We start from the raw sequence: 25,717 nt of genomic DNA on the forward strand, positions 1-25,717 counted from the left end.
GATGGAAGAAGGTAGTAGTTACTGGCAGCGAAATATGAAAGTGGCCTGGCTAGGGAATTTTTTAGCTGGAGCTAGTTTTACCTTGGTCATGCCCTTTATCTCGGTCTTCGTGGAGGAGTTGGGAGTGGCTGCTGGTCAGGTGGAATATTATGCGGGGCTGGCGGTTTCGGCCAATGCCTTTGCGGCGGCGGTTATGGCTCCTATCTGGGGTAGTTTGGCAGACCGCTACGGTCGCAAGCCTATGATGGTGCGGGCGGCCTTTGCCATGATTTTTACCATGGGAGGCATGGCCTTTGTGCCCAATGTCTTTTGGCTGATTGTCCTGCGGGTCTTGAACGGTGTGTTTACAGGTTACATTCCCAATGCGACGGCCTTGATTGCTAGTCAGGTGCCCAAGGACAAAACAGGCTATGCTCTGGGGACCTTGTCAACAGGTGCAGTAGCGGGAAACTTGATTGGGCCAACGCTAGGCGGTATTCTGGCGGAGATGTTTGGTGTCCACAATGTCTTCTTGCTGGTCGGTCTGCTTTATGCCTTGGTTGTCTTGCTAACCGTTTTTTACATTCGTGAGGATTTTGTTCCTGTCAAGAAGGAGGATACCTTGTCTATCCGACAAGTTTTTGAACAGGTCAAGGATAGGCAGATGTTGGTAGGGCTCTTTGTGACTTCTATGATTATCATCGCGGCTGCTCAGGCTGTGGTGCCGATTTTGACTCTCTATGTACGGCATCTGGGTCAGACGGACAACCTGCTCTTTGTGGCTGGTTTTATCATCTCCCTGCCTGGAATGGCCTCTTTAGTGACTTCAGGATATTTAGGAAAGTTGGGTGATAAAATTGGTAACCACAGGCTTCTCTTGATGGCTTTGACCTATAGCCTGCTGATCAATGTTCTTTGTGTATTTGCTCAAAATCCTTTTCAGCTTGGGTTACTGCGTTTTTTATATGGTTTTGGAACAGGGGCCCTCTTGCCGTCAGTCAATTCGCTCTTGACCAAGCTGACGCCCAAGGAAGGGATTTCCAGGATTTTTTCTTATAACCAGATTTTTAACAATCTTGGTTCTGTTGTGGGGCCAATGATGGGGTCAGCGGTGGCTGCTCAACTGGGCTATGACTGGGTATTTTACTTATCTAGTGGTCTGGTCTTATTTAATTTACTATGGTCCTTGGCCAATTTTAGAAATTACTTGAAAGTAAGGGATGTTTCGTGAGAGTTAAAATCAATTTGCAGTGTTCAGAATGTGGGAGTAAGAACTATCTGACCAGTAAGAATGCCAAGACCCATCCAGATAAGATTGAGGTTTTGAAATACTGTCCAAAAGAGAGAAAAGTAACCCTTCACCTTGAAACCAAATAGGTATTGTGGTATAATATGCTAAGTTATTGTAGAAAGTGAAATCATATGTATCAACTATTATTAACCATTCTTTTGATTTTATCTGTTATTTTGATTGCGGTGATTTTTATCCAACCAGCTAAGAACCAATCGAGCAACGTCTTTGATTCAACGAGCGGAGCCTTGTTTGAGCGTACTAAGGCGCGTGGTTTTGAGGCTGTGATGCAACGTATTACGGCTATTCTGATTTTCCTATGGATGTTGGATGCGCTAGCACTTGTTATCATTTCAAGTAAATAGATAAATCAGACTGGGACTTGTTCTTGGTCTATTTTTTTAGGAGTAGACCGAACTGTTCAAGGATAAGATGCTAGGAAGGGTTGAAAGTTGGAAATATGGAAATGCAGACATGCAGTTTCTCCGCTTGTCTAACCAATAAAAGAAAAACTGAGCAACATTAAGAGAAATGGGAGTGGGAAAGAACTCGACCATTCTATAGAAGAGTTCGTCTTCCCACCCCCGCACAGTTGATTAGGTCAGATTTGGAGTGTAAAACACGAACAAATCTACCAATCAACCACTGCGCTGAGATGTTGACACTAACTTTGAGGAGCGGTGCTAGGCTTGAGCCCAGCATCTTGGTAAACATTAAAATGAAAAACGATATTATAAACTATATTAAAGAAGTTGGTCCTGTGACCATGGACCAACTGGCTGATCAGTTTGGAGCCAGTTCTGCCAAGAGTTTTACAGACTTGGTCAAGCTGGTTTCCAGTATGGAAGGTAGCCGTCAGCTTGTCTTTGACAATGCGGGTCGAATTGCTCTGCCAGCACCCAAAGTGTCCAAAAACAAGGTAACCTTACAGGGTATTTTTCGTGCCCACAAGTCTGGTTTTGGCTTTGTGACTATTGATGAAGAGGAAGATGATCTCTTTGTCAGCCGTGATGATGTCAACTTCGCTATCGAGGGCGACCGAGTAGAAGTAGCCATTAAGAAAGTGGCGGACAGACTCAAGGGGACGGCTGCGGAAGCGGAAGTCATTGATATTTTGGAACATAGCCTGAAAACAGCGGTGGGCTTGATTGTTTTTGACGAAGACAGACCTGAGTATGCAGGCTACATCAAGTCTAAAAACCAGAAAATCGCTCAGAAGATTTATATCAAGAAGTCACCTCTGGTATTGACAGGAACGGAAATCCTAAAAGTCGATATCGAAGCCTATCCTAACAAGAAACGGGACCACTTTATTGCGACCATTCGGGACGTGGTGGGGCACAAGGACGATGTGGGGATTGATGTCTTGGAAGTTTTGGAATCCATGGACATTGTGTCGGAATTCCCTGATGAAGTTTTGGCGGAGGCTAATCGAGTACCAGAAAGTCCGTCTGAACAGGACTTTGCAGGACGCTTGGACCTGCGGGATGAAATTATCTTCACCATAGACGGTGCGGATGCTAAGGACTTGGACGATGCGGTCCATATCAAGCAACTCAAGAACGGTAATCTGGAGCTGGGTGTCCATATCGCCGATGTCAGCTACTATGTGACGGAAGGCTCAGCCTTGGACCAGGAAGCTGTAAAGCGTGGAACCTCTGTCTATGTGACCGACCGTGTGGTGCCAATGTTGCCAGAACGCCTGTCAAACGGCATTTGTTCCCTTAATCCGAATGTGGATCGCCTGACCCAGTCGGCTATTATGGAAATTGACCGCAAGGGCAAGGTGGTCAAGCACTGGATTGGCCAAACGGTTATCAAAACCACCTTCCGCATGACCTATTCCGATGTCAATGACATGATTGCAGGCAATCAGGAAAAGCTGGACAAATACAAGGCAATCGTGCCAAGTGTTGAGCTCATGGTCAAACTCCATGAAACCCTAGAAGCTATGCGCTACAAACGTGGTGCCCTCAACTTTGATACAGCTGAAGCCAAAATCATCGTCAACAAGGATGGTCTGCCAGTCGATATTCAACTGCGCCAGCGGGGCATTGCCGAGCGGATGATTGAGTCCTTCATGTTGGCAGCCAATGAGTGCGTTGCTGAGCATTTTGCCAAGCTGGACCTGCCTTTCATCTATCGGATCCATGAGGAGCCCAAGTCGGACAAGCTGCAGAAGTTCATCGACTATGCGACCAGCTTTGGTCTGACGGTATATGGAACGGCCAGCTCGATCAGCCAGGACGCCCTTCAGGACCTCATGGAGCGGGTCAAGGATGAACCATATGCGGATGTCCTCAACATGATGTTGCTCCGTTCCATGCAGCAGGCACGCTACTCGGAGCATAACCACGGCCACTACGGTCTGGGTGCCGAGTTCTACACCCACTTCACCAGTCCGATCCGCCGTTATCCCGATCTGCTGGTTCACCGCATGGTGCGGGAATATGGTCACAATCCTGCGGAAAAAGCAGAGCATTTTGAGCAGGTTATTCCTGAGCTTGCCAAGTCTTCGTCCAGTTTAGAACGCCGTGCCATTGAGGCAGAGCGGGAAGTCGAAGCCATGAAGAAGGCAGAGTACATGCAAGAATTTGTTGGGCAAGAGTTTGATGGTGTGGTGTCTAGCGTGGTCAAGTTTGGTCTTTTTGTCGAGTTACCAAACACGGTTGAAGGTCTGATTCATATCACCAACCTCAACGAATACTACCAGTTCCACGAACGAACTCTGACCTTGCAGGGTGAGAAATCAGGTCGGGTCTTCCGTGTCGGTCAGCCAATCCGTATCAAATTAACGCGGGCAGACAAGATGACAGGGGAAATTGATTTTGCCCACGTGCCGTCCGAGCTGGATATTGTGGAAAAAGCTCTGAAAGCCAAACGGAGAACGGCCAGTCACTCCAACCGTGACCGTGATGATCGGTCAGGGCGAGGACGGGGCAAGCACCACAAACAAGAAGCCGCTGGTCGCGACAGCAAACATCACAAGTCTGGAAAAGACCACAAGTCAAAAAGTGGGAAAAAAGACAAGAAAAAGAAACCATTTTACAAAGAAGTGGCTAAAAAGAACAAGAAGAAAAGGAGATAGGCATGGCCAAGGGTGAGGGCAATGTGATTGCACAGAATAAAAAAGCCCGCCACGACTATACCATTGTCGATACAGTGGAGGCGGGGATGGTCCTGACGGGGACGGAGATTAAGTCTATTCGTGCGGGGCGGATTAACCTCAAGGACGGCTTTGCCCAGATTAAGCAGGGCGAGGCTTGGCTGGTCAATGTCCATATCGCTCCCTATGATGAGGGCAATATCTGGAACCAGGAGCCAACACGGACCCGCAAGCTCCTCTTGCGGAAGAAGCAGATTGAGTCCTTGGGCAATGAGGTCAAGGGAACAGGGATGACCCTGGTGCCCCTCAAGGTCTATATCAAGGACGGCTTTGCCAAGGTCTTGATTGGGCTTGCCAAAGGGAAGCACGACTACGACAAGCGAGAGTCCATCAAACGCCGTGAGCAAGACCGTGATATCAAACGGACCATGAAGGCTATCAATAGTCGGTAGACTGGGAGGAATCCTGGTCTTTTATTGCTTGCAAACTTCATGAAGTTTTTCTACAATATTAGCATGGAAAAGGAGAGATAATGACTGTTTTAGTTCCTTACAAACGCATGCCCGTTTGGAATCAGGATACGGTTCCCCAGCATTTTTTGACCAAGCACAATACCAAGGTGGGTACCTGGGCCAAAATCAAGGTTTTGAAGGGGAAGCTCAAATTTGAGCCGATTTCAGATGATAATGAGATCTTAGGAGAATATGTCTATGGTCCGACAGATGATGTTCCCTTTGTTGAGCCACAGGCTTGGCATCGGGTGACCTTGTTGACAGAGGATACGGAATTTTTCTTGGAATTTTTCTGTCAACCAGAGGATTATTTTGCTAAAAAGTACGACTATACGCGGACGCATTCGGAGGTCTTGGAGGCCTTGAATACTATCAAACCTTGTAAGGTCTTGGACTTGGGATGCGGTCATGGTAGGAACAGTCTTTACTTGGCTCAGCAGGGTTTTGAGGTGACGGCAGTTGATAAGCATGTGCCGAGCATTCAGACACTCTTGCAGGTCAAGGAAGTGGAGGACTTGGACTTACAGGCTGGGACCTATGATATTAACTCAGCCAGTTTGGAGCAGGACTACGACTGGATTATCTCAACAGTGGTTTTCATGTTTTTGGAGCGTGACCGTGTACCCGCCATTATCCAAAATATGCAGGAACGAACAAGACCGGGTGGTTACAACTTGATTGTAGCAGCCATGGATACGGAAGATGCCCCTTGTCCTATGAATTTCTCCTTTACTTTCGGCGAAGGTGAGTTGAAGGAATACTATCGTGACTGGGAACTGGTCAAATACAATGAAGACTTTGGTCAACTCCATAAGCGGGATGAGAATGGCAATTTCCTCAAGATGCGGTTTGCGACGATGTTGGCAAGAAAGAAGTAGAGGGCAACCTCTCTTTTTTCAAAACAAATTTGTTTACAAATGTAGTCAAGTTTTGTATAATTTGATTACAAACGTAGTCAAAAGGAGTGTTATCATGCAAAAAGAAAGTATTAGTGTATCAGGCATGACCTGTGCTTCCTGTGCCATGACAGTAGAAAAAGCTGTCGGGAAATTGACAGGAGTAGAGGAAGTCAGCGTCAATTTGGCAACTGAAAAATTGAGTGTCAGTTTTGATGAAAATGTCTTAAGCCTGAGCGACATTGGTCAAGCAGTTGAAAAGGCGGGTTATGGTTTGGTTCGCAACCTTATTACCGAAACCTATGCTATCGAGGGCATGACCTGTGCATCTTGTGCCATGACAGTTGAAAAAGCTCTGGGGAAACTAGAGGGAGTGGAAGAAATCAGTGTCAATTTGGCAACGGAAAAGGCGACACTCCGCTACAATCGTGACCTGCAAAATCCAACCAGTCTAGAAAAGGCGGTTGAAGAAGCTGGTTATCAGCTTATTCGACCAGATGAAGTGGAAGAGATGGTGGATAAGGGACCAAGCAGGGAAGAAAATCTATGGGACCGCTTTGTCTGGTCAGCTGTTTTCACCCTTCCCTTGCTTTATATTGCCATGGGACCCATGTTGCCTTTTGGTGGTCTGCCTTTGCCAGCTTTGCTCCATCAACCGCTCGTTTTTGCGGTCAGTCAAATCCTCTTGCTCATCCCTATCCTTTATATCGGACGCAGTTTTTTCACAAAAGGCTTTAAAACCCTTTTGCAAGGTCATCCGAATATGGACTCACTCATCGCCGTTGGAACAGGTGCTGCCTTGGTTCAAGGTCTTTTGATGGTTGCTTTTCTTCTGATGGGGAAAGAAGTAGCCATGCACGGTCACCATCCTGAACTCTATTTTGAATCAGCTGCTGTTATTTTAACCCTGATTACCCTGGGGAAATATTTTGAAGCTAGGTCTAAAGGTCAAACTTCTGAGGCCATTAAGAAGCTGATGAATTTGGCTCCCAAGACTGCCCAAGTGCTAAGAGATGGACAAGAAATCCAAGTGCCTTTGGAAGAGGTGGTTGTGGGGGACTTCCTTATTGTCCGCCCTGGTGAAAAAATTGCGGTGGATGGGGTTGTGGTTCAGGGACAATCGACTGTCGATGAGTCCATGTTGACGGGTGAGAGCCTGCCAGTTCAGAAGATGGAAGGTGATAGCATCTTTGGTGGAACCTTAAACCAGCAAGGGGCTATCACTATGCAAGCTACCAAGGTCGGTCGTGATACGACTCTGGCTCAGATTATTCGCTTGGTAGAAGAGGCACAGGGCTCTAAGGCTCCCATAGCCAAATTGGCTGACCAAGTATCTGCCGTCTTTGTGCCCATTGTCATGGGTCTTGCTGTCCTCTCAGGACTGGCTTGGTTGCTCTTAGGGCAACATTCCTGGATTTTCTCTCTGTCCATTACCATCTCGGTCTTGGTCATCGCCTGCCCTTGTGCTCTGGGCCTAGCAACTCCGACGGCCATCATGGTCGGGACTGGAAAAGGGGCAGAAAACGGTCTTCTGTTCAAGTCTGGTCAAGCTATTGAGACCCTACAAGGTGTGAATACCATTGTCTTCGACAAGACGGGGACCATTACTGAGGGCAAGCCTCAGGTGACAGACATTCATCTCTTGTCTACGAAAAATCGTGAGCAGGTTCTCCAGCTGGCCGCAAGTGGCGAGCAATTTTCTGAGCATCCCTTGGCTCAAGCCCTTCTGCAAGCTGCTCAGACAGAAAAGATTGAACTCTTGCCCGCCACCGATTTTCAGGCGCTTTCAGGTCGTGGTCTTTCGGTGACAATAGCAGAGCAGACCATCTATCTGGGAAATGAACGGTTGATGCGGGAACAGGGAATTGATGTTTCCCAAGGACCTGCAGTTGCGGAGGCATTTGCCCATCAAGCCAAGACGCCTGTTTTCCTAGCAACCCAGCAAGAATTACTAGCAGTCATTGCCATTGCTGATAAAGTAAAAGAGACCAGCCGTCAGGCTGTCCAGGCTCTGCAAGCTATGGGATTAGAAGTGGTCATGCTGACAGGAGACAATGAAAAAACTGCCCAGGCCATTGCCAAGGAAGTCGGCATTGAGCAGGTGGTCAGTCAGGTCCTGCCAGATGACAAGGCCAACCAAGTCAAGCTCTTACAAGAAGAGGGCAAAACAGTCGCTATGGTGGGGGATGGCATCAACGATGCCCCAGCCCTTGCTCAAGCCCATGTGGGTCTGGCCATTGGTTCAGGGACAGATATTGCTATCGAGTCTGCCGATATTGTTCTCATGCATAGTGACATCTTGGATGTGGTCAAGGCTGTCAAACTCAGCCAGGCAACCATGCGGACCATCAAACAAAATCTCTTCTGGGCCTTTGCTTATAATGTGATTGGCATTCCAATCGCCATGGGGCTCTTACATGTATTTGGTGGACCTCTGCTCAATCCTATGTTTGCAGGTGCAGCCATGGCCCTCAGCTCAGTGTCAGTCGTCTTGAACGCTCTGCGATTGAAAAGGGTGAACATAAACTAAAATACCAGTCAAAAAACTGGTATTTTTTTACATAAACGCTTACAATAGATATATTAAGTGCAAGGGAGATAGATATGACAACCTTTATTGGAAAACCGGTGACCTTGGTAGGTCCGCAGTTGCGAGTAGGAGATACGGCTCCTGACTTTGTCCTTATGGCCAATGACTTGAGTTTGAAAAGTCTGAAAGACTTTGGCAAGCAGACCAAGGTCATCAGTGTTGTGCCTTCTATTGATACAGGGATTTGCGATACCCAAACTCGTCGCTTCAATCAGGAGTTGGCTGACCGTGACAATACGGTTGTCATCACTGTATCAGCTGACCTGCCATTTGCCCAAAAACGCTGGTGTGGTGCTGCTGGCTTGGAAGATGCCGTCACCTTGTCTGATTACTATGACCATGCCTTTGGAAAATCCTACGGTGTGCTCATGCGAGAGTGGAATTTGCTGGCGCGTGCGGTCTTTGTCCTTAATGCCGACAATGAAATCACCTATGTAGAATACCTGGACAATGTCAACGAACATCCAGACTATGATGCGGCTTTGGAGGCTGTCAAATAAAAGAATATAACGATGTCTGAACAGGCATCGTTTTTTTGCCAGCAAAAGGGAGTGGGACAAAAATCGGTAACCCACAGGGTTCGATTTTGTAGTCCTACCCCCGCACAGTTGAGTAGGGCTGTAAAAGCTGATAAAATCAGCTAATTAGAGCCCACTCAACCACTGCGTCAAGTTTAACTATTGAAAAAAACGAAGGAGACCAGGACTTTTGTCCCAGCCTCAACACGTTTACTGACGCTCGATGGTCAAGCTGATTTTGACGATCGGTTTTCCTGGCGTCCGCTTAGTCCACCAGTCTTTTATGTGGAAATAGCTGAGCAGGGCAAGTAGGATTGGATAGGCAGTTGACCAGACACTGATAAGCGAGTGGAGTTTTGATACCTGGATCACCAGTGTTTCCTTGCTTGCTAGCAAGAGGCTATTGTCACGAATGTAGTCTTGAATGCTGTCAAACAAGGCTTGCACATCACCGATTTTAGTCAGAGGAGTTTCAGCTATCAGAGCCTGCATGTCTGCCCCAATCGTCTGAAAATCCAGTTCTTGCAGGGCTTGGATATTTCTCCATAAGTCCAGACCAGTTGAAAGGCTAGTCACCAAACCAAAGACAATCAAGCCGATTGATCCCCAGAACAAGAGGCGGTAACCCCAAAGGATGAACTGGTTGGCCTTGGATTCCAGTTTTTTGAAGGTCTTGATGAGCTTACCAGTCAAGATGTAAAAGAGTACGCATTCAACCAGACAGATGAGGAACATAACAAGTAGAAGCATTATAGCTCGTCGCACCCAGCCTTCTACCAGCTGGTCTTGGATTAGATTGCTGATGTTTTCTATGTCCAGTTGGAAGAGGCCTTGGATTAGCTTGTTAAAAAATGGTACTTGGAAGAAGAAAATCAACCAAGATACTGTCAGATAGATTGCGCTCCAAGCAAATGGAGATAGGGATATTTTTTTCAAATGTTCAAAACCTTCCTAAATGCTAACGTTTGCACACCAAGGCATTGTAACATATGTTCAGTTTTAAGTCTAGTGACTGGTTTGTTTTCAGCTTATTTTCGCTTGTATGTTTGTAGGACTTTAGCCGTTGCTAATCGGATAAAGGTCAGATAGAAACCTGTCATTCCAGCCATTACCAGCAGGAGTTTCTGTAATTGTTCCCTGATAGATATGGTAGATAGAGTATTTGTGCCGACTAGTAGAGGATAGTCTTCTTGGAAGGTAAATTGGAACTGATGTGCCAATAGAAGTAGCATGAACAGGATGAGGGCATAGATAGCAACTTGTAGGAGAAGAGCAAGTTGGGTCAGGCTAGTGGCATATTGACCAGGGGATAGTCCGTTGATAAAGAGGAGACCACGATGTTTGGAAAGGTCAGTCATCAGGAGCCAGGCTAAGAGACAGCAGATGACAAGGGGGATTATATAGTTGCTAGCTGGCAGAACCTGTAACAAGGTCAGATAGATATCCTTGGGTGCAGTAGGGTAGTGAAAGCTAAGGCTTTGCTCTAGTACTTTTTTATAGACTGTGATACGTTCTGCCAGTTCGCTGTTTGTAAAATGATTGATATTGTGCCCGTTTGCCTCCCAGTTTTGCATGGTCTGGTAGAGTTCTAACTCCGTTTCCAAGACCTCCTGACTTTTTCCTTGGATATGTTCCTTTTCTAAGTAGGTGGTCGCTAGTTCTAAGAGTTTTTTATAATAATCCATACTTTCCTGGTCTAAGGCTTGAGCTTCCTTATCGTCAGTATACAAGAAGGTTTCAGCTTCTTTTTTGACTTGTATGATACGGGTTCGATCCTCAAAGCGCAGGTTTTCGGCTTCTAGGACATTCCGATAGGACAGAGCAAGTGGGATAAGAGCCACAGCGGTCATGAGGGCTAGAAAAAGAGCATTGCGTTTCAGTCGCAGAATGAAAAGAGTTAGGGTGTTCATAGTCAGACCTCCCTATTCAAATAGTTCTTTATAGATTTCTTCGGACTGGTGTTCCTGAATGCTAATATCCAGAATTTCCACCTGACAAGCCATAAGTTGATCAAGGTAGAAATGCAGACTGTGAACACTGGTGTCTAGCTGAATGCTATTATTGGCCAAAGTCAGGCCTTCCACTTGCCTAAGTTTCTGATAAACTGTCTGGTTGTCGCTGGTTTGAATGGTGTACTGTCGCCCAACCTGTTCCAGTTTTCGCTCGATGATTTTTCCCTGTTTGAGAAAGAGCAGCTGGTCGGTTAGCTGGTCCACCTCGTTTAATTGGTGGGAAGATACGATAATGGTTGAACCATTTTTGGCTAGTTTCTGGAGCAATTTTCTGGTCTGGATGTAGCTGGTCGGGTCCAAACCGTTCAAGGGTTCATCCAAGAGCATGACCTGGGGCTTGTTCATGATACCGATAGCCAGCAGGAGATGTTGCTTCATTCCTAGGGAATAATTTTTGACAGGGATCTTCACATAATCACGGATTCCGATTTCTTGGATGACTTCCTCAATCCGCTCTTTGGGTAAACCTTGGATAGTCTGGACCAATCGTAAGTGTTCTAGCCCCGTCAATTCAGGGTAGAGGACACGGTTGTCCTGCAGGTAGGCAAAGGTTTGGTAGACATTTGGATTATCGTGCTTTTTGCCATTTATTGAAATCTCTCCCGAATCAAAGGATTGCAGGTTGGCAATGCAGTCTAGGAGAGTTGTCTTTCCAGCTCCATTTGGTCCAATCAAGGCCCAGATTCCAGGCTCCGCCAGTTCTAGGTTTAGCTGGTCTAGTATCTTATTTTTCCCGTAGGATTTGCACAAATTGTGAATGGATAATCGCATGGTTAGACCTCACTTTTTCTTGTCAGGAGATAGAATTGCAGGATATAGATGAGCAGGTTACTGATGAGAAGAACCGTAAAGACTTTTGGAATGCTGTATCCTGTTAATTGCTGGTAGATGATAGCACTTCCGTCCGCCAGATTGCCCGCATTCCATAGGCTAAATGGATTGAAGATATGGGGAAAGAAATTGGCAGAGATGACAAGTCCTAGTGTGACAACCAGTCCAGCCAGTCCATTTTTTAAGACTCTAGCCAAGGTCTGTGCCACTCCCAGCAAAAATAGAAGGTAGAGATAGTGCATGCCACAGGCCAGCAAGATGACTTGGTAAATAGGTTTTATGGTTGTGGTGATAAAACTGTAAGCCAGTCCCTTACTGCTATAGGTGGTGACGGGATAGATCCAACTACTATTGCCGTTTAGTAAAAAAGCGATGAGCAAATGGCTCAGATAGAGGGTGAGAAAGAGGGCAGTATATAGTGTCAGGAAAGCCAGGTATTTATTGGTTGTAATTCGGATTCTAGTCAGCCCTAGGGTCTGTAAAAGGCGGATTTGTCGGTTAGTTCCCTGCTGGTCTTTGATGAAAAAGTTGATGAAAGCTAGGAGAAAGAGAGGAAGGGTGATGACAAGCCCCAGCTGTTTTTGCCCCTGCCAGATTTCATGGCTGGTTCCCTTTAAGGCCTGCTGGCCCAGGCTCTTGACAATTTCCCTGTCTGTTGGTGTTTTGGGATGTTCAAAGGCTGTTAGGTAAAGCTCAGTTGGAAAAGCTGAGGGTATCTCCTTTTCTAGCAGATACTTGGACATCAAGAAGGTATTTTCGATGGTTTGTGGGGCAAATTCATAGCTTTGATAGACATGGCTGATATACTGTCCATCCTTCTGATAGTGCTGGATATTTTTCTCATAAAAATAGGTCCAGTTCTCCTTCTTGACCGCCTCAATCTCCTTCTGGTAGTTGGCAATATAGTCTGTAAAGAATGTTTTTTCAGCCTGATAATCTTCTTCGCTGAGAGTTTGATTCTGATACTGTGTTTCTAAATCTTGAATGATATTTTCAAAATTTTGGATAGACTGTTCATGGTGTTGGATGACCTTTAATTTGGCTTGGCGATTGTGGTAGCCTGCTAGAAGGGAACTAGCTAGAATCGTCATCAGCATGACCAAGATAGCGACCAAGTTTTTCTTGATACGGAAAAATAGCTTTCCTTCAATTTGAAACATAGATACCTCCAGGGGATAAATGGCGAACGGATAGATGTATAAATGTGTCATTTTCTATCATTATAATATCAATATAAACATAAATCAAGGGATTATACAAAGGACTGGAATATTTTTGTCTAATTTGATATACTAAATCCATCATAAACAAGGAGGGTCTTGTATGGAAAAGACAGAGATTATTCAAGACGTTTTGGCCCTCATTCAAGACTTGAATCGGGCCTTTCAAGCAGATAAGCGGGGGACAGTTGATGAGCAACGGTTCCAACATAATTTGACTGAGACGACACGCCTATTGTCGGAGGCCAAGTCGGTCACCAATACAGAACTGATTGCGATTGAGAAATTCTACCGTTCGACCAGTTTTTTGGTTGGACTAGGCGACCTGCGATTGAGTGAGACTAGCAGGCAGGCTTGGCAGGCCTTTGATCGCTACTACTACCAAACTATCAGAGAAGAATTGAAACTCTATGGTGGCTCTGCTATTGCCCAAGTATAATAGATGATCAGAGAGGGTGAGAATCCCTCTTTTGTGCTATAATAAAGAATAAGAATATAGTCATTAGGAAGAGAAGAAGCGAGGTGTGCCATGTCCTATATCCAAGTAAAGAATTCTTCGAAATACTACCAAATGGGGGATGCGACCATTGTGGCAAATGACGGTGTGTCCTTTGAGATTGAAAAGGGAGAGTTGGTCATCATTCTTGGCTCATCTGGTGCGGGAAAATCCACTCTGCTCAATATCTTAGGTGGCATGGATAGCAACGATGAGGGGGAGGTTTGGATTGACGGTGTGGATATTGCCAAGCTTTCAAGTCATGAACTGACCAACTATCGTAGAGATGATGTAGGCTTTGTCTTCCAGTTTTACAATTTGGTTGCCAATCTGACCGCCAAGGAAAATGTGGAACTGGCAGCAGAAATCGTCAAGGATGCCTTGGATGCCGAGGAGGTCTTGGAAGAGGTCGGACTTGGCCATCGAATCAATAATTTCCCTGCTCAGCTTTCAGGCGGTGAACAACAACGTGTGGCCATTGCCCGTGCCGTTGCCAAAAAGCCTAAAATTTTGCTTTGTGATGAACCGACAGGAGCCTTGGACTACCAAACAGGTAAGCAGGTCTTGCAAATCCTGCAAAATATGTCCCGCACGCAAGGAGCAACGGTGATTATCGTGACCCATAATAGCTCTCTGGCTCCTATTGCAGATAGGGTTATTCGGATGCGGGATGCCCGTGTGCATTCTGTTGAGCTGAATGCAGAACCGCAGGATATTGCTAGTCTAGAATATTAGTGGGTGATATGATGAAAAAGAAAATCTACTGGAAGGATATGAGGCAATCTCTGCTTTCTTCCAAGGGGCGTTTTTTGTCCATTTTTAGCCTGATGATGTTGGGAGCTCTAGCATTGACAGGACTGAAAGTAACAGCTCCAAATATGGAAAAAACTGCCCAAACCTATATCGCTGACCATAGGACAATGGATTTGGCTGTCATTTCAGGTCTGGGTATCAGTCAGGCTGACCTGGACGAATTGGCATCCATTAAAGGTGCGACAGTAGAGGCTGGCCATTTTAAGGATGTAGTAGCCAAGGAAGATCAGACTGCTGTTCGACTATTTTCAGAGCCAAAATCTATTTCAACCTATAAATTAGTAGAAGGTAAACTCCCGAGCAAGAAGGACCAGATAGCTCTATCTCCATCCCTACAAGCAAGTTACAAATTGGGTGACACCTTTCAGGTGACTGAGCCAGATAAGGATGGGACTATACTGACCCAAACCACCTTTACAGTTGTTGGTTTTGTGGCTTCGTCAGAAATCTGGGACAATGAAACTATGGGCATGGCCATAAGTGGTGATGGACAACTGGCTGGTTATGGAGTTGTGAGTGAGGACAGCTTCCAATCAGAAGCCTACACAATCGCCCGACTTGCTTATGATGATTTGAAAGACCTGCCCTATCATAGCCAGGCCTATCAAAACAAACTAGAAGACCACCAAGAAGCATTAGAAACCCTATTAGCAAACAACGATGAACAACGCTTGGCCAGTATTCAATCTGAAGGGCAAACGGAAATTGCTAAGGGGGAAGAAGACATTGCCCAGGCTCAATCCCAGCTTGACCAAGCGGCAACAGACTTGGCGACTGGTCAGGAGCAGGTCGCAAGTGGTCGCAGTGAGTTTGCGCGTGGACGGGCTAAATTGGTTCAGTCAGAGATGGAATTGCGGACTGCCCTAGCCCAGTTGTTGCAAACCAAGTTTCAATTGGAAGAAAGCAAGAAAGAATTGGACAGCCAGAAAGCCAAACTGGACCAAACTACTTCCTTTCTTGAAGGAATCCAGGAAGAACTGGACCAAGCAGTTCAGCGCTTAGATGCAGCAAAACTTGAACTGAATGCACAGAATGTGCGACTTAGTCAAACAGCTTCACAAATTTCAACTGGTCGTGCCGACTGGTACCAAAACCAACAAAGTTTAAATCAGCTGATTGCCAGTCAGGTTCAGGCTGGACAGACATTATCTGACTATCCTGACTTATTAGCTAGACAGGAAGCATTGGACGCAGAAAAAGCTCGTTTAGATCAGCTTGAAACTGACTATGACCAAGCTCACCAATCCTATATCAATAACTATGACTACTACCAATCCAAGGTTATAGAATATGAAGCTAGTCTAGCTGATTATCAAACCTGGAATCAGGAATACCAGACTGGTTTGGCCCACTACCAATCAGGTCTATCCCAGTATGAACAAGGTCTGGCAGCCTATCAAAATGGCGTTTCAGATTATGAATGGGGTGTCAGTCAATTGGAATCTTCTGACTTGAAACTTCGTCAAGAAGAGTTGCGCTTGGAAGCGGCAGACAAGGAATTAGCCCAGGCCCAATCTCAATTGTCTGAAAAACAGGCAAAAGCCAATCAAGAAATCAGCCAGTCCCAAACAGAGATTGTCCAGGCCAAGTCCGACCTGAGCAAATTAGAAAAATCTCCCTATCAGATTTATAGTCGGACCAGCATCCCCGGTGGGGATGGCTACACGACCTATAGCAATGCGACCAAGTCCATCGCGGCAGTAGGCAATGTTTTCCCTCTAGTTCTTTATCTCGTAGCTGCTCTAGTCACCTTTACCACCATGGCTCGTTTTGTGGATGAGGAACGGACCCAGTCAGGCGTTTTCAAGGCCCTTGGCTATACCAATAGGCAAATCATGGCCAAGTTCCTTCTATATGGTCTAGCAGCTGGCCTAGTTGGTACTCTTGTCGGCATTCTTGCTGGAAACCTTGTCCTATCACCTATCATTTCGAGCATTATCACGCAGACGACGGTGATTGGACCTGCCAAGCTACACTTTTATCCCCTCTGGACTGGTTTAGCCGTGCTCCTATCATTGATTTCCTCCGTTTTGCCTGCCTATCTGGTGGCACAGAGAGAATTGACCGAGAAACCGGCTCAATTACTCCTTCCTAAACCTCCAGCTGCAGGTTCAAGTATTTGGCTAGAAAAATGGCCAGCTATCTGGTCCCGCCTGAGCTTCACCCACAAGGTGACTGCCCGCAACATCTTCCGTTACAAGCTCCGCATGCTCATGACCATCTTCGGTGTGGCAGGTACGGTCGCCCTCCTTTTCGGTGGCTTAGGCATCCGCTCCTCCATCTCAGGAGTTGTCCAACGGCAGTTTGGGGAACTCATCCATTATGATATGTTGGTAGTGGAAAATAGCAGAGCAGATGAGGAGGACTTAGACAAATTAACAGCCTTTCTCCAGTCGGATCAGGTTGGTCAATCCATGCCAGTGGCTTTTGAACAGCTCAGTCAAACAGTGGAAACTAGTGGCCAGAGAAAAAATATTTCCATTGGTCTGTATATTTCAGATCGTCAGGATTTGGGAAATCTAGTCAGTCTTGAAAATTCTTCTGGTAAAGCTATCCAGCTGAGTGGCAGGGGCATTGTCCTCACGGAAAAACTAGCCCAAATCTACGGTGTCAGTGTCGGGGATAAACTAGGACTTACTCTGGAAGATAAGGAAGTGCAGGTCAGGGTGGCTGCTGTGGCCGATATGTACGCCGGACACTTCATCTATATGACCAGAGGTTACTACGAGCAGGTGACGGGTCGTCAAAAGACAGCCAATGCCTATTTGGTGCAACTGAAAAATGATAAGACAGGTCATGTACAGAAACTGGCTAGCCAGCTTCTAGCCATGCCAGCAGTCAAAAGTCTGGTGCAGAATACCTCGCTTATGGCTATGCTGACCACTATTGCAGGCTCCCTACAAACCATAATGACCATTCTGGTCCTTCTATCAATCTTGCTTGGACTGGTCATTCTTTATAATCTCACTATTATCAATATGTCCGAACGGATTAGAGAACTGTCTACTATAAAAGTCCTAGGCTTCCATAATCGGGAAGTGACCATGTATATCTATCGGGAAACCATTGTCCTGTCCATTATCGGAATTGTGGTCGGACTAGTTGGTGGGATTTATCTGCACAGGTTACTCCTTGAAATGATTGGGTCGGACAGCATTCGATTCAATCCCGCTGTCGGACTGGAAGTTTATATCATTCCGGTTGTGGCTATTATTGGCATTCTGGCAGCCCTTGGTATCTATGTCAACCATCATCTAAGAAAGGTGGATATGCTGGAAGCTCTAAAATCAGTTGAGTAAGGTATATTGCAATGAAAAATCCTAGTCACTGACTAGGATTTTCTTTGCTATTCCAGCCCTCCACCACCCACAAATCTTCCGCATCCATGCTATAATAGAAACATGAAAAAAAATAAGTTATTACTCATTGATGGCTCTTCGGTAGCCTTCCGTGCCTTCTTTGCACTTTATAACCAAATTGACCGCTTCAAGAATGCTAACGGTCTGCATACCAACGCCATTTACGGCTTCAACCTCATGCTGGACCACATGATGAAGCGGATTGAGCCGACCCACATTCTCGTTGCTTTTGACGCAGGCAAGACCACCTTCCGTACTGAGATGTACGCCGATTACAAGGCAGGTCGTGCCAAGACTCCAGACGAGTTCCGCGAGCAGTTTCCCTTCATTCGTCAGATGTTGGATGCCATGGGGGTTAAGCACTATGAGCTAGCTCAGTACGAGGCAGACGATATTATCGGTACCTTGGACAAAATGGCAGAGCGGACAGACATTCCCTTCGATGTGACCATTGTCAGCGGTGATAAGGACTTGATCCAGCTGACAGACGAAAACACCGTCGTTGAGATTTCTAAGAAAGGCGTAGCCGAATTCGAAGAATTTACCCCAGCCTACCTCATGGAAAAAATGGGTATCACCCCCGCTCAGTTTATTGACCTCAAGGCACTCATGGGTGATAAGTCCGATAACATCCCTGGCGTAACCAAAATCGGTGAAAAAACAGGCCTCAAACTCCTGATAGAACATGGCTCCCTAGACGGCATTTACGAAAACATCGACAGCATGAAGGCTTCCAAGATGAAGGAAAACCTGATTGCTGATAAGGAACAGGCCTTCCTATCGCGCACTCTTGCGACCATCGACACTAATGCACCTATTGAAATCGGACTGGATGACCTTATCTACGAGGGACCAAAAGTCGAAGAACTAGGACAATTCTACGATGATATGGGCTTCAAGCAGTTGCGAGCTCAGTTGGGAACCAGCGCTGAGGAAGAACTTCCTGCAGTCGAGTTTCAAACAGTCACCGAATTGACAGAGGATATGCTACACCCAGATCAATTTTTCTATTTTGAAATCTTGGGTGAGAACTACCACCGTGAAGATCTGGTGGGACTAGCTTGGGGTGACAAAGAGCAGATTTATGTTGGGGGACCAGAACTCCTCGACAGCCTAATCTTGCGTGACTTCTTAGAAAATCAACCTGTTAAAACCTATGATTTTAAACGTGGAAAAGTCCTCCTAGCTCGTCACGGCTTGGACTTGCCGCTGGCTAGCTTCGATAGCCGTCTTGCCAAATACCTCCTGTCAACAGTCGAGGACAACGCCATCACAACCATTGCCAACCTCTATGGTCAGACCCGTGTGGTTCCAGATGAGGTGGTCTATGGCAAGGGAGCAAAATTGGCACTTCCAGAGCGAGCAGAATTCTTCCCCCACCTTGCCAAGAAGCTTCAAGTCCTTATTGAAACAGAAGCGGTCATGTTGGAAAAACTGGAAGAAAATCAGCAAATTTCCCTGCTCTTTGATATGGAATTGCCTTTGGCCAATGTCCTAGCTAAGATGGAAATCACAGGGATTAAGGTTCAAAAAGAAACTTTACAAACCATGCAGGCTGAAAATGAAGTTTTGATTGAACAACTGACCAAGGAAATTTACGAGCTGGCTGGTCAGGAATTCAATATCAACTCGCCAAAACAACTTGGCATCATCCTATTTGAAGACATGGGCTTGCCTTTGGAATATACCAAGAAAACCAAGACAGGCTACTCAACAGCAGTGGATGTCTTGGAACGTCTGGCACCAATTGCCCCAGTGGTTTCTAAGATTTTGGACTATCGCCAGATTACCAAGCTCCAATCGACCTACGTTATTGGTTTGCAGGATGCGATTTTAGAAGACGGTAAGATTCATACCCGCTATGTGCAGGACTTGACCCAGACCGGTCGTCTGTCCTCAACAGATCCTAATCTGCAAAACATCCCAGTCCGATTGGAACAAGGTCGCTTGATTCGTAAGGCTTTTGTGCCGTCGCTTGAGAACAGTGTACTCTTGGCATCGGATTATTCGCAGATTGAACTGCGGGTCTTGGCACATATCTCAAAGGACGAGCATTTAATTGAAGCCTTCCAAAAAGGTGTGGACATTCATACCTCGACAGCCATGCGGGTCTTCGGTATTGAAAAAGCAGAAGATGTGACAGCTAATGACCGCCGCAATGCCAAGGCAGTCAACTTTGGAGTGGTTTACGGTATCTCAGACTTTGGCTTGTCCAACAACTTGGGCATTACTCGTAAGGAAGCCAAGGACTATATTGATACCTATTTTGAACGTTTCCCAGGTATCAAGAACTACATGGAAACCATTGTCCGTGAAGCCAGAGATAAGGGCTTTGTAGAAACCATCTACAAGCGCCGTCGTGAATTGCCAGAGATTAACTCACGTAATTTCAATGTCCGTAATTTTGCGGAACGGACTGCCATCAACTCCCCAATCCAAGGCTCTGCTGCCGATATTCTCAAGGTAGCCATGATCAACTTGGACAAGGAAATTGAAGAAGCCGGCCTGTCAACGCGCATGCTCCTTCAGGTACACGATGAGATTGTGCTTGAAGTACCAAGAGCAGAATTGGAAACAGTTAAAGCCCTCGTAAAAGAAACCATGGAGTCAGCCATCGCCTTGTCAGTCCCATTGATTGCCGATGAAAATGATGGCCAGACTTGGTACGAAGCCAAATAGAAAGGAATGACATGAAGAAAACTCTAGTTTGTATTGGATTGTTTAGCTTGTTCCTTGCAGGTTGTGGAGAAAAAAAAGAAAATACGGGAACAAATCCGTCAGGAGCTGATTTTTCTACAACATTACCTATCCTAAAAGAAAAACAGGATACGACCAATGAATCAATGAATGTCCTTGCTAATGCACCTGTGGTGGTTGTTAATGCCAACCCACCAGCAGATGAGACACAAAAAGGCCACAAAATACACGCGGCTAACAATGGTGTTGCAGAAAAGGATGAAGCAGGCAATATCAAGGAAAATTTTCGTTATTATGATGTGCCGACAAATTGGACCATCAATACAGAGAATACGGAAGATGAGACAGTAGCTGCAGTCTACGATGTTAAAGTTGATTCTAGCAATTTTATGGTTCAGCTTTATAACATCAATGCCTTCAATAAATCACCCCTTGAAGAAGGTCGCAATATGACTCCCGAGGAATTAGAAATGCGTATGGATGAAACCAATCACTCTTTCATTGAAAAAACGATTGTTACCATAAATGGCCAAGAATGGCAGGTCGGTCGTCAATTGATGACAGATAAAAAAATGGGACGCATTACTTTCTATCGCATGGAATCAACAGGTGCTTATGATGATTCTGTTGTAGTAGGATCGGTCTATTATTCTCTGGATCCAGGATTAGATAAGGATCGGACGAACCTTAAGCAGACCATCGGTCAGCTCAAGGATGTTCTTTACAATATTTCTAAGAAGTAAAGTTAGCTAGAATGAGGTAGCAGATGGTAGACTGGTTGAAGACTAGAACCTATGGTCAGCAATTTTGGGTTGGATTTTCGTTTTGTCTATTAGGTATGGTATTAGCTTGGGTTACTAAAATCAATTACCTGGCCAATCTTGGCTGTGCCTCCTATGCTGTCTTGATGTTTGTATTTCCAAAACTACCCAATCGGACACGGCTGACAGAAAAGGAAGGGAAGACCATTCGCTTGGTGGCAATCCTTGCACTTGTTTTATTTCTATTTATCTTTCGATTTGATTTATCCTAAAAGGAGAAAGCTATGACCTATTCATTTCAAAACCCTAGTCAAGCTGTCATTTTTGACTACTTGAGACATTCTAAAACCATTGCGGTAGTTGGTTTATCTGGCAGGGAAGAAACTGCAGCCTATCGGGTATCCAAGCTTATGCAAGAAGCAGGCTACAAGATTATTCCTGTCAATCCAAGGGCAGTAGGCGAGACCATCCTAGGAGAGCAGGTCTATGCTAGCCTCTTGGAAATCGACCAACCTGTAGATATTGTCAATGTTTTTCGTCGGAGTGAGTTTCTGCCAGATGTAGCGCGTGAATTTGTTCAAACAGATGCTAAAATCTTTTGGGCTCAACTCGGTTTAGAAAGCCAAGAAGCAGAAGATGTTCTTCGTCAAGCAGGTCGCAATGACATTGTCATGAACAAGTGTATCAAGATTGAATATTTGGAGATGCAAGAAGTGTAAGAGAAGAAAGTTGGAGGTTCTGTGATGAAATTGCCTATGAAATATGTAATTTATTTGGGATTATCTACGATTATGTTGGTCAGCTTACTAGCCTGCTCTAGCCAGACTAGGTCTGTAAATACTACCTCTTCAACTACTGGCAGTTCTACTAAAATCAGTTCTTCAACCAGCACTTCAACGAACTCGACCAGTTCCTCATCCAGCACTTCAACGACAAGTTCAGCGACAAGCACCAGTCCTAGTAGCAGCTTAGTTACTGAAAGCTCTAGTCAAACCCAAACCAGTCAATCTGAGGACAGTAGTCAAGCAGCTCCTCCTAGCCAATCCACTCTTCACCCCAATTATCAAGCAATCTTAAATACTTATGGCAAGTGGATAAGAGTGTTGAGAAGTGGCGGAACCTTTGATGATCCGACGGTGGAAGAGGGCTACCTAAAAAATATCGACCCCAATGTTGCATTTTATTATTCCTTACACGATATTGATGGAAATGGTCAGTTAGAACTCTTACTTGCGACTGGTGGAGAGCAGATGTTTGTCTTTTCTATCTGGGGAAATGAAACCTACCCAACTCGCTTGGTTTCTTCCGAAAATGTTCGAGTATATGTAGATATTTTTGATAATGGTCTAATCAGTAGCTTCTTTTTAGACGGCTATCGACCAGAAAGCAACGGAACAATCTATCGCTTGGCTACTGATGGCAGTCAGGTCTATACTGTTGGCACTTTTCGCTTAAATGCTCATACGGGTCAAGTTACTTCTGATGGACCAGAAGTCCTGCCAGATAGGAATACGGCTATTCAAGATGTTTTGACTTGGCAATTATTACAATAATAAAATCAGGCTCCAGAATTTTCTGGGCCTTTTCTTAAAGCTTTCTTAAAACATTTTTAAAATAGCTATAATTGGAGATTTTTTTCTTGCCTTACCAACTTTTAGCATGCTATAATTGGAAATCACTATTTGAAAATTTATTGAAAATAGTATTCTTACATTAGAATTGAGGAAATCATGAAGAAAAAATTAACAGCAGCTCTTATCGCCCTTCTAGCCTTGGCCGCAGCAGCCTATAACGCTTTCTTGCTCTTTTTCCAGACGGATACAGCAACAGAAACCACTACCAGCAGCTCCAGTCAGCTTGCAAGTAGCTCTAGTCAAGTCAGCTCAAGCAGTCAAGCAGCAGGGACAAGTGAAGCAAGCTCTAGCCAATCCACAGGCTTGACAGATGGTACCTATACAGGTGCAGTAACATCAACCAACCGCGGTGACTACCAGGTGCAATTAACTGTTTCAGGCGGAAATATCAGCGACGTAACTATCTTGCAGTATCCAAATGATAACCCTGAATCGCAAGAAATCAATGACGGTGCCCTACCGACCTATATTGCAGAAGCTATTTCCAATCAATCAGCTCAAGTCAACCAGATTTCAGGAGCAACTGAAGCCTATAAAGGCTTTACAGGTTCCTTGCAAGACGCCCTTAACCAAGCCTCATGATAAAAATCATCAACAGGACAGTTGAGGCGATGACCCTGCCCTTTACCATTAGTCTGGCAACTGTACAGGAAAGCCAACTAGAAGAGGAGTTGGACAGACTAAGTTTGGAAATCCTGACTGAGCTAGAACGCTTGGAAGAAAAATTTTCAACCTTTCGTCCAAGTTCCTTGGTATGTCGCTTTCAAGACGGAGATAGGTCAGTTTTGTTAGACCAGGAATTTCAAGAAGTCTTTTCCCTAGCAGAAATGGCTCATCAAGAAACAGACGGTGCCTTTGACCCCTACTATAAAGGGAGCTATGATCCAACTGGTCTGGTCAAGGGTTGGGTGATTGAAAAAATCTTTCAAAATAAACTCCTACCCTACCTCCAACACCCCGATGTTGAAGCAGTTTGCTTAAATGGGGGAGGAGATATGCAGTTCGCTACCAAGGAAGCAAGTAGTTTCGTCTGGAAGATTGGTATCGAAAATCCTGATAATCTACAGGAAATCCTTGCCGTATTTACAGCCAAGAATGGGGCCATTGCCACATCTGGCTACAGCAAGCGAGGACAGCATATCCAATCCCAAAATGATATCCAACAAATAACCTTTATGGACACCAGTCTGACAAGAGCAGATGTCTGGGCCACAGCTGGATTAAGTATGCCAGAAAATACATTGCTTGATGCTATTGCCCATCACCAACTTAGTGGCTTGTATATCAAGCCGCAACAGCTACATTTTTTTAAAAAAGGAGAATTAGTGCGTGATTAAGAAAAATAACTATGCTTTAGGATTGGCCTGGATGGTGGCTTTATTCATCCTGCCCTTTCCCTTTATCTATACCTTTGTAACTGGTCTACCGGCAGGTTTTGGTCAAATGAAGATCAGCATCGCCTTGGGTATCGTGGCTTATGTCTGGATGCTCTTAGCGATTTACATTGGAACCAAACCTAAGTGGCTAGATCGGTTGATTGGCTTGCCAGCAGCCTATATGATTCACGGCATTCTCAGTCTGGTGGCCATTTACTTCTCCTTTATGCATAAGAACCTGTTACCATCTTACGGCTTGATTGAGCAGACTGGTAATATCGCCTTTCTCATCTTCCTGTCCTTAGCCATTTATTCAATGGTCTTCATGGCGGGTTGGTTAACATCTAGAATTCGTTTCCTTGCCACTCTAAAACGTAAATTGGAAACAACTTTCAAGCACGAAGTATCTGTATGGCTCCATCGCTTGAACTTGTTGGCGACCTTCTTGATTTTTGTCCATGTCCAGTTAATTGATTATATCCGTGCAAATACTAGCTTTATGGCGGCCTTCTACTTAGCTTCTGGCTTTGTATTCCTGTCATATCTCTGGGCCAAATTCAAGCCAAATGCAAAAGGCTACACGGCTAAATTAGTCGAAAATCGTGAAATTGCTGACAATATTCACGAATTACAAATTCAATTACCTAAAGGCAAGGCTACTAAATTGAGAGCGGGTGACTTTGTCTTTATCTCCTTCCCAGGTGTTAAGGGCTTGGCTGAGCCCCATCCCTTCTCCCTTGTAAATGCCCCTGATGCAAATGATCAGATTACACTGGCTATTCGTGGAGATGGGGACTTTACCCGTACTTTACAAACTGTTGCAGCTCCAGCTCGTATTCGAGTGGACGGTGGCTACGGTATGTTCCAAACGGTAGTAGAAGATCAGCAACCCAAAAATATTATCATGATTTCAGGTGGTATTGGTATTACACCTTTGTTGTCGCTAATTGATAAGTTCCCAACAATTGATACAACAGTCTTTCATGGTGCAACTACTGAAGCGGCCCTGATTTATGAAGAAAAATTCAAATCTTGGGAAGCCGAAAGAGAGAATTTTAGATCTGTCCGAAAAATCGGTGCTTTTGAAGAAGCAGAAGTTTTGTCCGCATTGCCTCATGACTTTGATGATTTGACAGTCTTAGTGTCAGGCCCACCAGTCATGGCTCGTTATTGGATCAAGACCTTGGCAAAAAATGGGGTTCCAAAAACACAAATTTTCTATGAGGAATTTGGTTGGTAAGTTTATCTTGTCTTCTCATTAGAAAGTCTTATATATTGTAAAGTCGGTTTCTCAAGGGAACTGACTTTTTTAATGCACATAAAAAAGCCCTGCCTGAGAGGCTGGACCTAGGAAATTCTATGAAAGAGGAATGTTAGAATTGGAATAAGCTACTACACATGGCGTAAAAAATAGAAAGGAAGAAACCTATTTCAATTCTAAAGATGTAAGAATATACACTTACCATTCCTCAGTTGATAGTATAACATAAAACTATATAGAATTCCAATATTTTTACCTTTTTTTTTTTTTAATTATCGACACAAATTCATGAAAAGCCTATTTTATGCATATTTTGAATAATAGAAAAGAAGTTGATGGTGGTCAACTTCTTTTCTATCCCTGTT

General features: G+C 45.0%; 23 protein-coding genes. 19 read left to right on the forward strand and 4 right to left on the reverse strand.

Going from position 1 to position 25,717, the window contains the following annotated elements:
• The first annotated feature begins 1 nt into the window (after position 1).
• From PW220_RS02885 to tpx, 8 genes are all read left to right on the forward strand, one after another.
• Positions 2 to 1,210 carry a multidrug efflux MFS transporter gene (locus PW220_RS02885; protein ID WP_248054700.1) on the forward strand — a complete coding sequence of 403 codons (1,209 nt, stop codon included), beginning with the start codon at positions 2 to 4 and terminating at the stop codon, positions 1,208 to 1,210.
• Entirely contained in the window at positions 1,207 to 1,356 is a 150-nt protein-coding gene (gene rpmG / locus PW220_RS02890; RefSeq protein WP_012775228.1) for a 50S ribosomal protein L33, read from the forward strand. Before PW220_RS02885 ends, rpmG begins: the two co-directional genes overlap by 4 nt.
• Positions 1,357 to 1,401: 45 nt before the next feature.
• Positions 1,402 to 1,635 (forward strand): preprotein translocase subunit SecG, encoded by a 234-nt coding sequence (secG, locus tag PW220_RS02895; protein ID WP_029943597.1) that lies wholly within the window; start codon positions 1,402 to 1,404, stop codon positions 1,633 to 1,635.
• Positions 1,636 to 1,988: 353 nt separating this feature from the next.
• Positions 1,989 to 4,358 carry a ribonuclease R gene (gene rnr, locus PW220_RS02900; RefSeq protein WP_248054699.1) on the forward strand — a complete coding sequence of 790 codons (2,370 nt, stop codon included), beginning with the start codon at positions 1,989 to 1,991 and terminating at the stop codon, positions 4,356 to 4,358.
• Between the two features lie 2 nt (positions 4,359 to 4,360).
• Positions 4,361 to 4,828 carry an SsrA-binding protein SmpB gene (gene smpB, locus PW220_RS02905; protein ID WP_002935771.1) on the forward strand — a complete coding sequence of 156 codons (468 nt, stop codon included), beginning with the start codon at positions 4,361 to 4,363 and terminating at the stop codon, positions 4,826 to 4,828.
• A gap of 80 nt (positions 4,829 to 4,908) precedes the next feature.
• A complete protein-coding gene (tehB, locus tag PW220_RS02910; protein ID WP_248054698.1) occupies positions 4,909 to 5,766 on the forward strand; it encodes an SAM-dependent methyltransferase TehB in 858 nt (285 codons plus the stop codon).
• A gap of 94 nt (positions 5,767 to 5,860) precedes the next feature.
• On the forward strand, positions 5,861 to 8,314 hold the full coding sequence (locus PW220_RS02915) for a heavy metal translocating P-type ATPase (RefSeq protein WP_248054697.1): 2,454 nt from the start codon (positions 5,861 to 5,863) through the stop codon (positions 8,312 to 8,314).
• A 74-nt stretch (positions 8,315 to 8,388) separates the two neighbouring features.
• Entirely contained in the window at positions 8,389 to 8,874 is a 486-nt protein-coding gene (gene tpx / locus PW220_RS02920) for a thiol peroxidase (RefSeq protein WP_024376640.1), read from the forward strand.
• 228 nt (positions 8,875 to 9,102) lie between these two features.
• Here tpx and PW220_RS02925 read toward each other — a convergent pair whose 3' ends face one another.
• From PW220_RS02925 to PW220_RS02940, 4 genes are all read right to left on the reverse strand, one after another.
• A complete protein-coding gene (locus tag PW220_RS02925; RefSeq protein WP_248054696.1) occupies positions 9,103 to 9,828 on the reverse strand; it encodes a hypothetical protein in 726 nt (241 codons plus the stop codon).
• A 92-nt stretch (positions 9,829 to 9,920) separates the two neighbouring features.
• Complete coding sequence (locus PW220_RS02930) at positions 9,921 to 10,802, reverse strand: hypothetical protein (RefSeq protein WP_248054695.1); 882 nt, start codon at positions 10,800 to 10,802, stop codon at positions 9,921 to 9,923.
• A gap of 12 nt (positions 10,803 to 10,814) precedes the next feature.
• Complete coding sequence (locus tag PW220_RS02935) at positions 10,815 to 11,675, reverse strand: ABC transporter ATP-binding protein (RefSeq protein WP_248054694.1); 861 nt, start codon at positions 11,673 to 11,675, stop codon at positions 10,815 to 10,817.
• A gap of 2 nt (positions 11,676 to 11,677) precedes the next feature.
• On the reverse strand, positions 11,678 to 12,895 hold the full coding sequence (locus PW220_RS02940; protein WP_248054693.1) for a hypothetical protein: 1,218 nt from the start codon (positions 12,893 to 12,895) through the stop codon (positions 11,678 to 11,680).
• Positions 12,896 to 13,058: 163 nt separating this feature from the next.
• On the opposite strand from PW220_RS02940, the gene PW220_RS02945 reads away from it, so the two are divergent.
• The 11 genes from PW220_RS02945 (at position 13,059) to PW220_RS02995 (ending at position 25,331) form a co-directional block, all read left to right on the forward strand.
• Positions 13,059 to 13,394 carry a helicase BlpT gene (locus tag PW220_RS02945; RefSeq protein ID WP_105118750.1) on the forward strand — a complete coding sequence of 112 codons (336 nt, stop codon included), beginning with the start codon at positions 13,059 to 13,061 and terminating at the stop codon, positions 13,392 to 13,394.
• 90 nt (positions 13,395 to 13,484) lie between these two features.
• Positions 13,485 to 14,186, forward strand: a complete 702-nt coding sequence (locus PW220_RS02950) for an ABC transporter ATP-binding protein (RefSeq protein WP_248054692.1) — start codon at positions 13,485 to 13,487, stop codon at positions 14,184 to 14,186.
• An 11-nt stretch (positions 14,187 to 14,197) separates the two neighbouring features.
• A complete protein-coding gene (locus PW220_RS02955; RefSeq protein WP_316716443.1) occupies positions 14,198 to 17,563 on the forward strand; it encodes an FtsX-like permease family protein in 3,366 nt (1,121 codons plus the stop codon).
• A gap of 102 nt (positions 17,564 to 17,665) precedes the next feature.
• Entirely contained in the window at positions 17,666 to 20,302 is a 2,637-nt protein-coding gene (gene polA, locus PW220_RS02960) for a DNA polymerase I (protein WP_248054690.1), read from the forward strand.
• Positions 20,303 to 20,313: 11 nt separating this feature from the next.
• The gene (locus PW220_RS02965) at positions 20,314 to 21,063 is read left to right on the forward strand and encodes a glucose-6-phosphate isomerase (protein WP_248054689.1); all 750 of its coding nucleotides are present in this window, start codon (positions 20,314 to 20,316) and stop codon (positions 21,061 to 21,063) included.
• 23 nt (positions 21,064 to 21,086) lie between these two features.
• Entirely contained in the window at positions 21,087 to 21,353 is a 267-nt protein-coding gene (locus PW220_RS02970) for a hypothetical protein (RefSeq protein WP_248054688.1), read from the forward strand.
• A 12-nt stretch (positions 21,354 to 21,365) separates the two neighbouring features.
• Positions 21,366 to 21,800 carry a CoA-binding protein gene (locus PW220_RS02975; RefSeq protein ID WP_248054687.1) on the forward strand — a complete coding sequence of 145 codons (435 nt, stop codon included), beginning with the start codon at positions 21,366 to 21,368 and terminating at the stop codon, positions 21,798 to 21,800.
• Positions 21,801 to 21,824: 24 nt separating this feature from the next.
• On the forward strand, positions 21,825 to 22,634 hold the full coding sequence (locus PW220_RS02980; RefSeq protein ID WP_248054686.1) for a hypothetical protein: 810 nt from the start codon (positions 21,825 to 21,827) through the stop codon (positions 22,632 to 22,634).
• A 177-nt stretch (positions 22,635 to 22,811) separates the two neighbouring features.
• Positions 22,812 to 23,297, forward strand: coding sequence for an FMN-binding protein (locus PW220_RS02985; protein WP_172028716.1), 486 nt, complete (start codon positions 22,812 to 22,814; stop codon positions 23,295 to 23,297).
• Positions 23,294 to 24,052 carry an FAD:protein FMN transferase gene (locus tag PW220_RS02990; RefSeq protein WP_248054685.1) on the forward strand — a complete coding sequence of 253 codons (759 nt, stop codon included), beginning with the start codon at positions 23,294 to 23,296 and terminating at the stop codon, positions 24,050 to 24,052. The genes PW220_RS02985 and PW220_RS02990 overlap by 4 nt, the downstream gene beginning before the upstream one ends.
• Entirely contained in the window at positions 24,045 to 25,331 is a 1,287-nt protein-coding gene (locus tag PW220_RS02995; RefSeq protein ID WP_248054684.1) for an FAD-binding oxidoreductase, read from the forward strand. The genes PW220_RS02990 and PW220_RS02995 overlap by 8 nt, the downstream gene beginning before the upstream one ends.
• The last annotated feature ends 386 nt before the right edge of the window (positions 25,332 to 25,717 follow it).

The sequence above is a fragment of the Streptococcus sp. 29892 genome, from assembly GCF_032594935.1.
GTDB lineage: Bacteria > Bacillota > Bacilli > Lactobacillales > Streptococcaceae > Streptococcus > Streptococcus hyiners.

Coding starts and splice junctions, on each gene's coding strand:
- smpB (WP_002935771.1), top strand. CDS start 4,361: ATGGCCAAGGGTGAGGGCAATGTGATTGCACAGAATAAAAAAGCCCGC.
- PW220_RS02930 (WP_248054695.1), bottom strand. CDS start 10,802: ATGAACACCCTAACTCTTTTCATTCTGCGACTGAAACGCAATGCTCTT.
- PW220_RS02955 (WP_316716443.1), top strand. CDS start 14,198: ATGAAAAAGAAAATCTACTGGAAGGATATGAGGCAATCTCTGCTTTCT.
- tpx (WP_024376640.1), top strand. CDS start 8,389: ATGACAACCTTTATTGGAAAACCGGTGACCTTGGTAGGTCCGCAGTTG.
- tehB (WP_248054698.1), top strand. CDS start 4,909: ATGACTGTTTTAGTTCCTTACAAACGCATGCCCGTTTGGAATCAGGAT.
- PW220_RS02970 (WP_248054688.1), top strand. CDS start 21,087: ATGGTAGACTGGTTGAAGACTAGAACCTATGGTCAGCAATTTTGGGTT.
- rnr (WP_248054699.1), top strand. CDS start 1,989: ATGAAAAACGATATTATAAACTATATTAAAGAAGTTGGTCCTGTGACC.
- PW220_RS02945 (WP_105118750.1), top strand. CDS start 13,059: ATGGAAAAGACAGAGATTATTCAAGACGTTTTGGCCCTCATTCAAGAC.
- PW220_RS02935 (WP_248054694.1), bottom strand. CDS start 11,675: ATGCGATTATCCATTCACAATTTGTGCAAATCCTACGGGAAAAATAAG.
- PW220_RS02990 (WP_248054685.1), top strand. CDS start 23,294: ATGATAAAAATCATCAACAGGACAGTTGAGGCGATGACCCTGCCCTTT.
- PW220_RS02950 (WP_248054692.1), top strand. CDS start 13,485: ATGTCCTATATCCAAGTAAAGAATTCTTCGAAATACTACCAAATGGGG.
- PW220_RS02885 (WP_248054700.1), top strand. CDS start 2: ATGGAAGAAGGTAGTAGTTACTGGCAGCGAAATATGAAAGTGGCCTGG.
- PW220_RS02975 (WP_248054687.1), top strand. CDS start 21,366: ATGACCTATTCATTTCAAAACCCTAGTCAAGCTGTCATTTTTGACTAC.
- PW220_RS02915 (WP_248054697.1), top strand. CDS start 5,861: ATGCAAAAAGAAAGTATTAGTGTATCAGGCATGACCTGTGCTTCCTGT.
- PW220_RS02940 (WP_248054693.1), bottom strand. CDS start 12,895: ATGTTTCAAATTGAAGGAAAGCTATTTTTCCGTATCAAGAAAAACTTG.
- polA (WP_248054690.1), top strand. CDS start 17,666: ATGAAAAAAAATAAGTTATTACTCATTGATGGCTCTTCGGTAGCCTTC.
- secG (WP_029943597.1), top strand. CDS start 1,402: ATGTATCAACTATTATTAACCATTCTTTTGATTTTATCTGTTATTTTG.
- PW220_RS02980 (WP_248054686.1), top strand. CDS start 21,825: ATGAAATTGCCTATGAAATATGTAATTTATTTGGGATTATCTACGATT.
- PW220_RS02965 (WP_248054689.1), top strand. CDS start 20,314: ATGAAGAAAACTCTAGTTTGTATTGGATTGTTTAGCTTGTTCCTTGCA.
- PW220_RS02985 (WP_172028716.1), top strand. CDS start 22,812: ATGAAGAAAAAATTAACAGCAGCTCTTATCGCCCTTCTAGCCTTGGCC.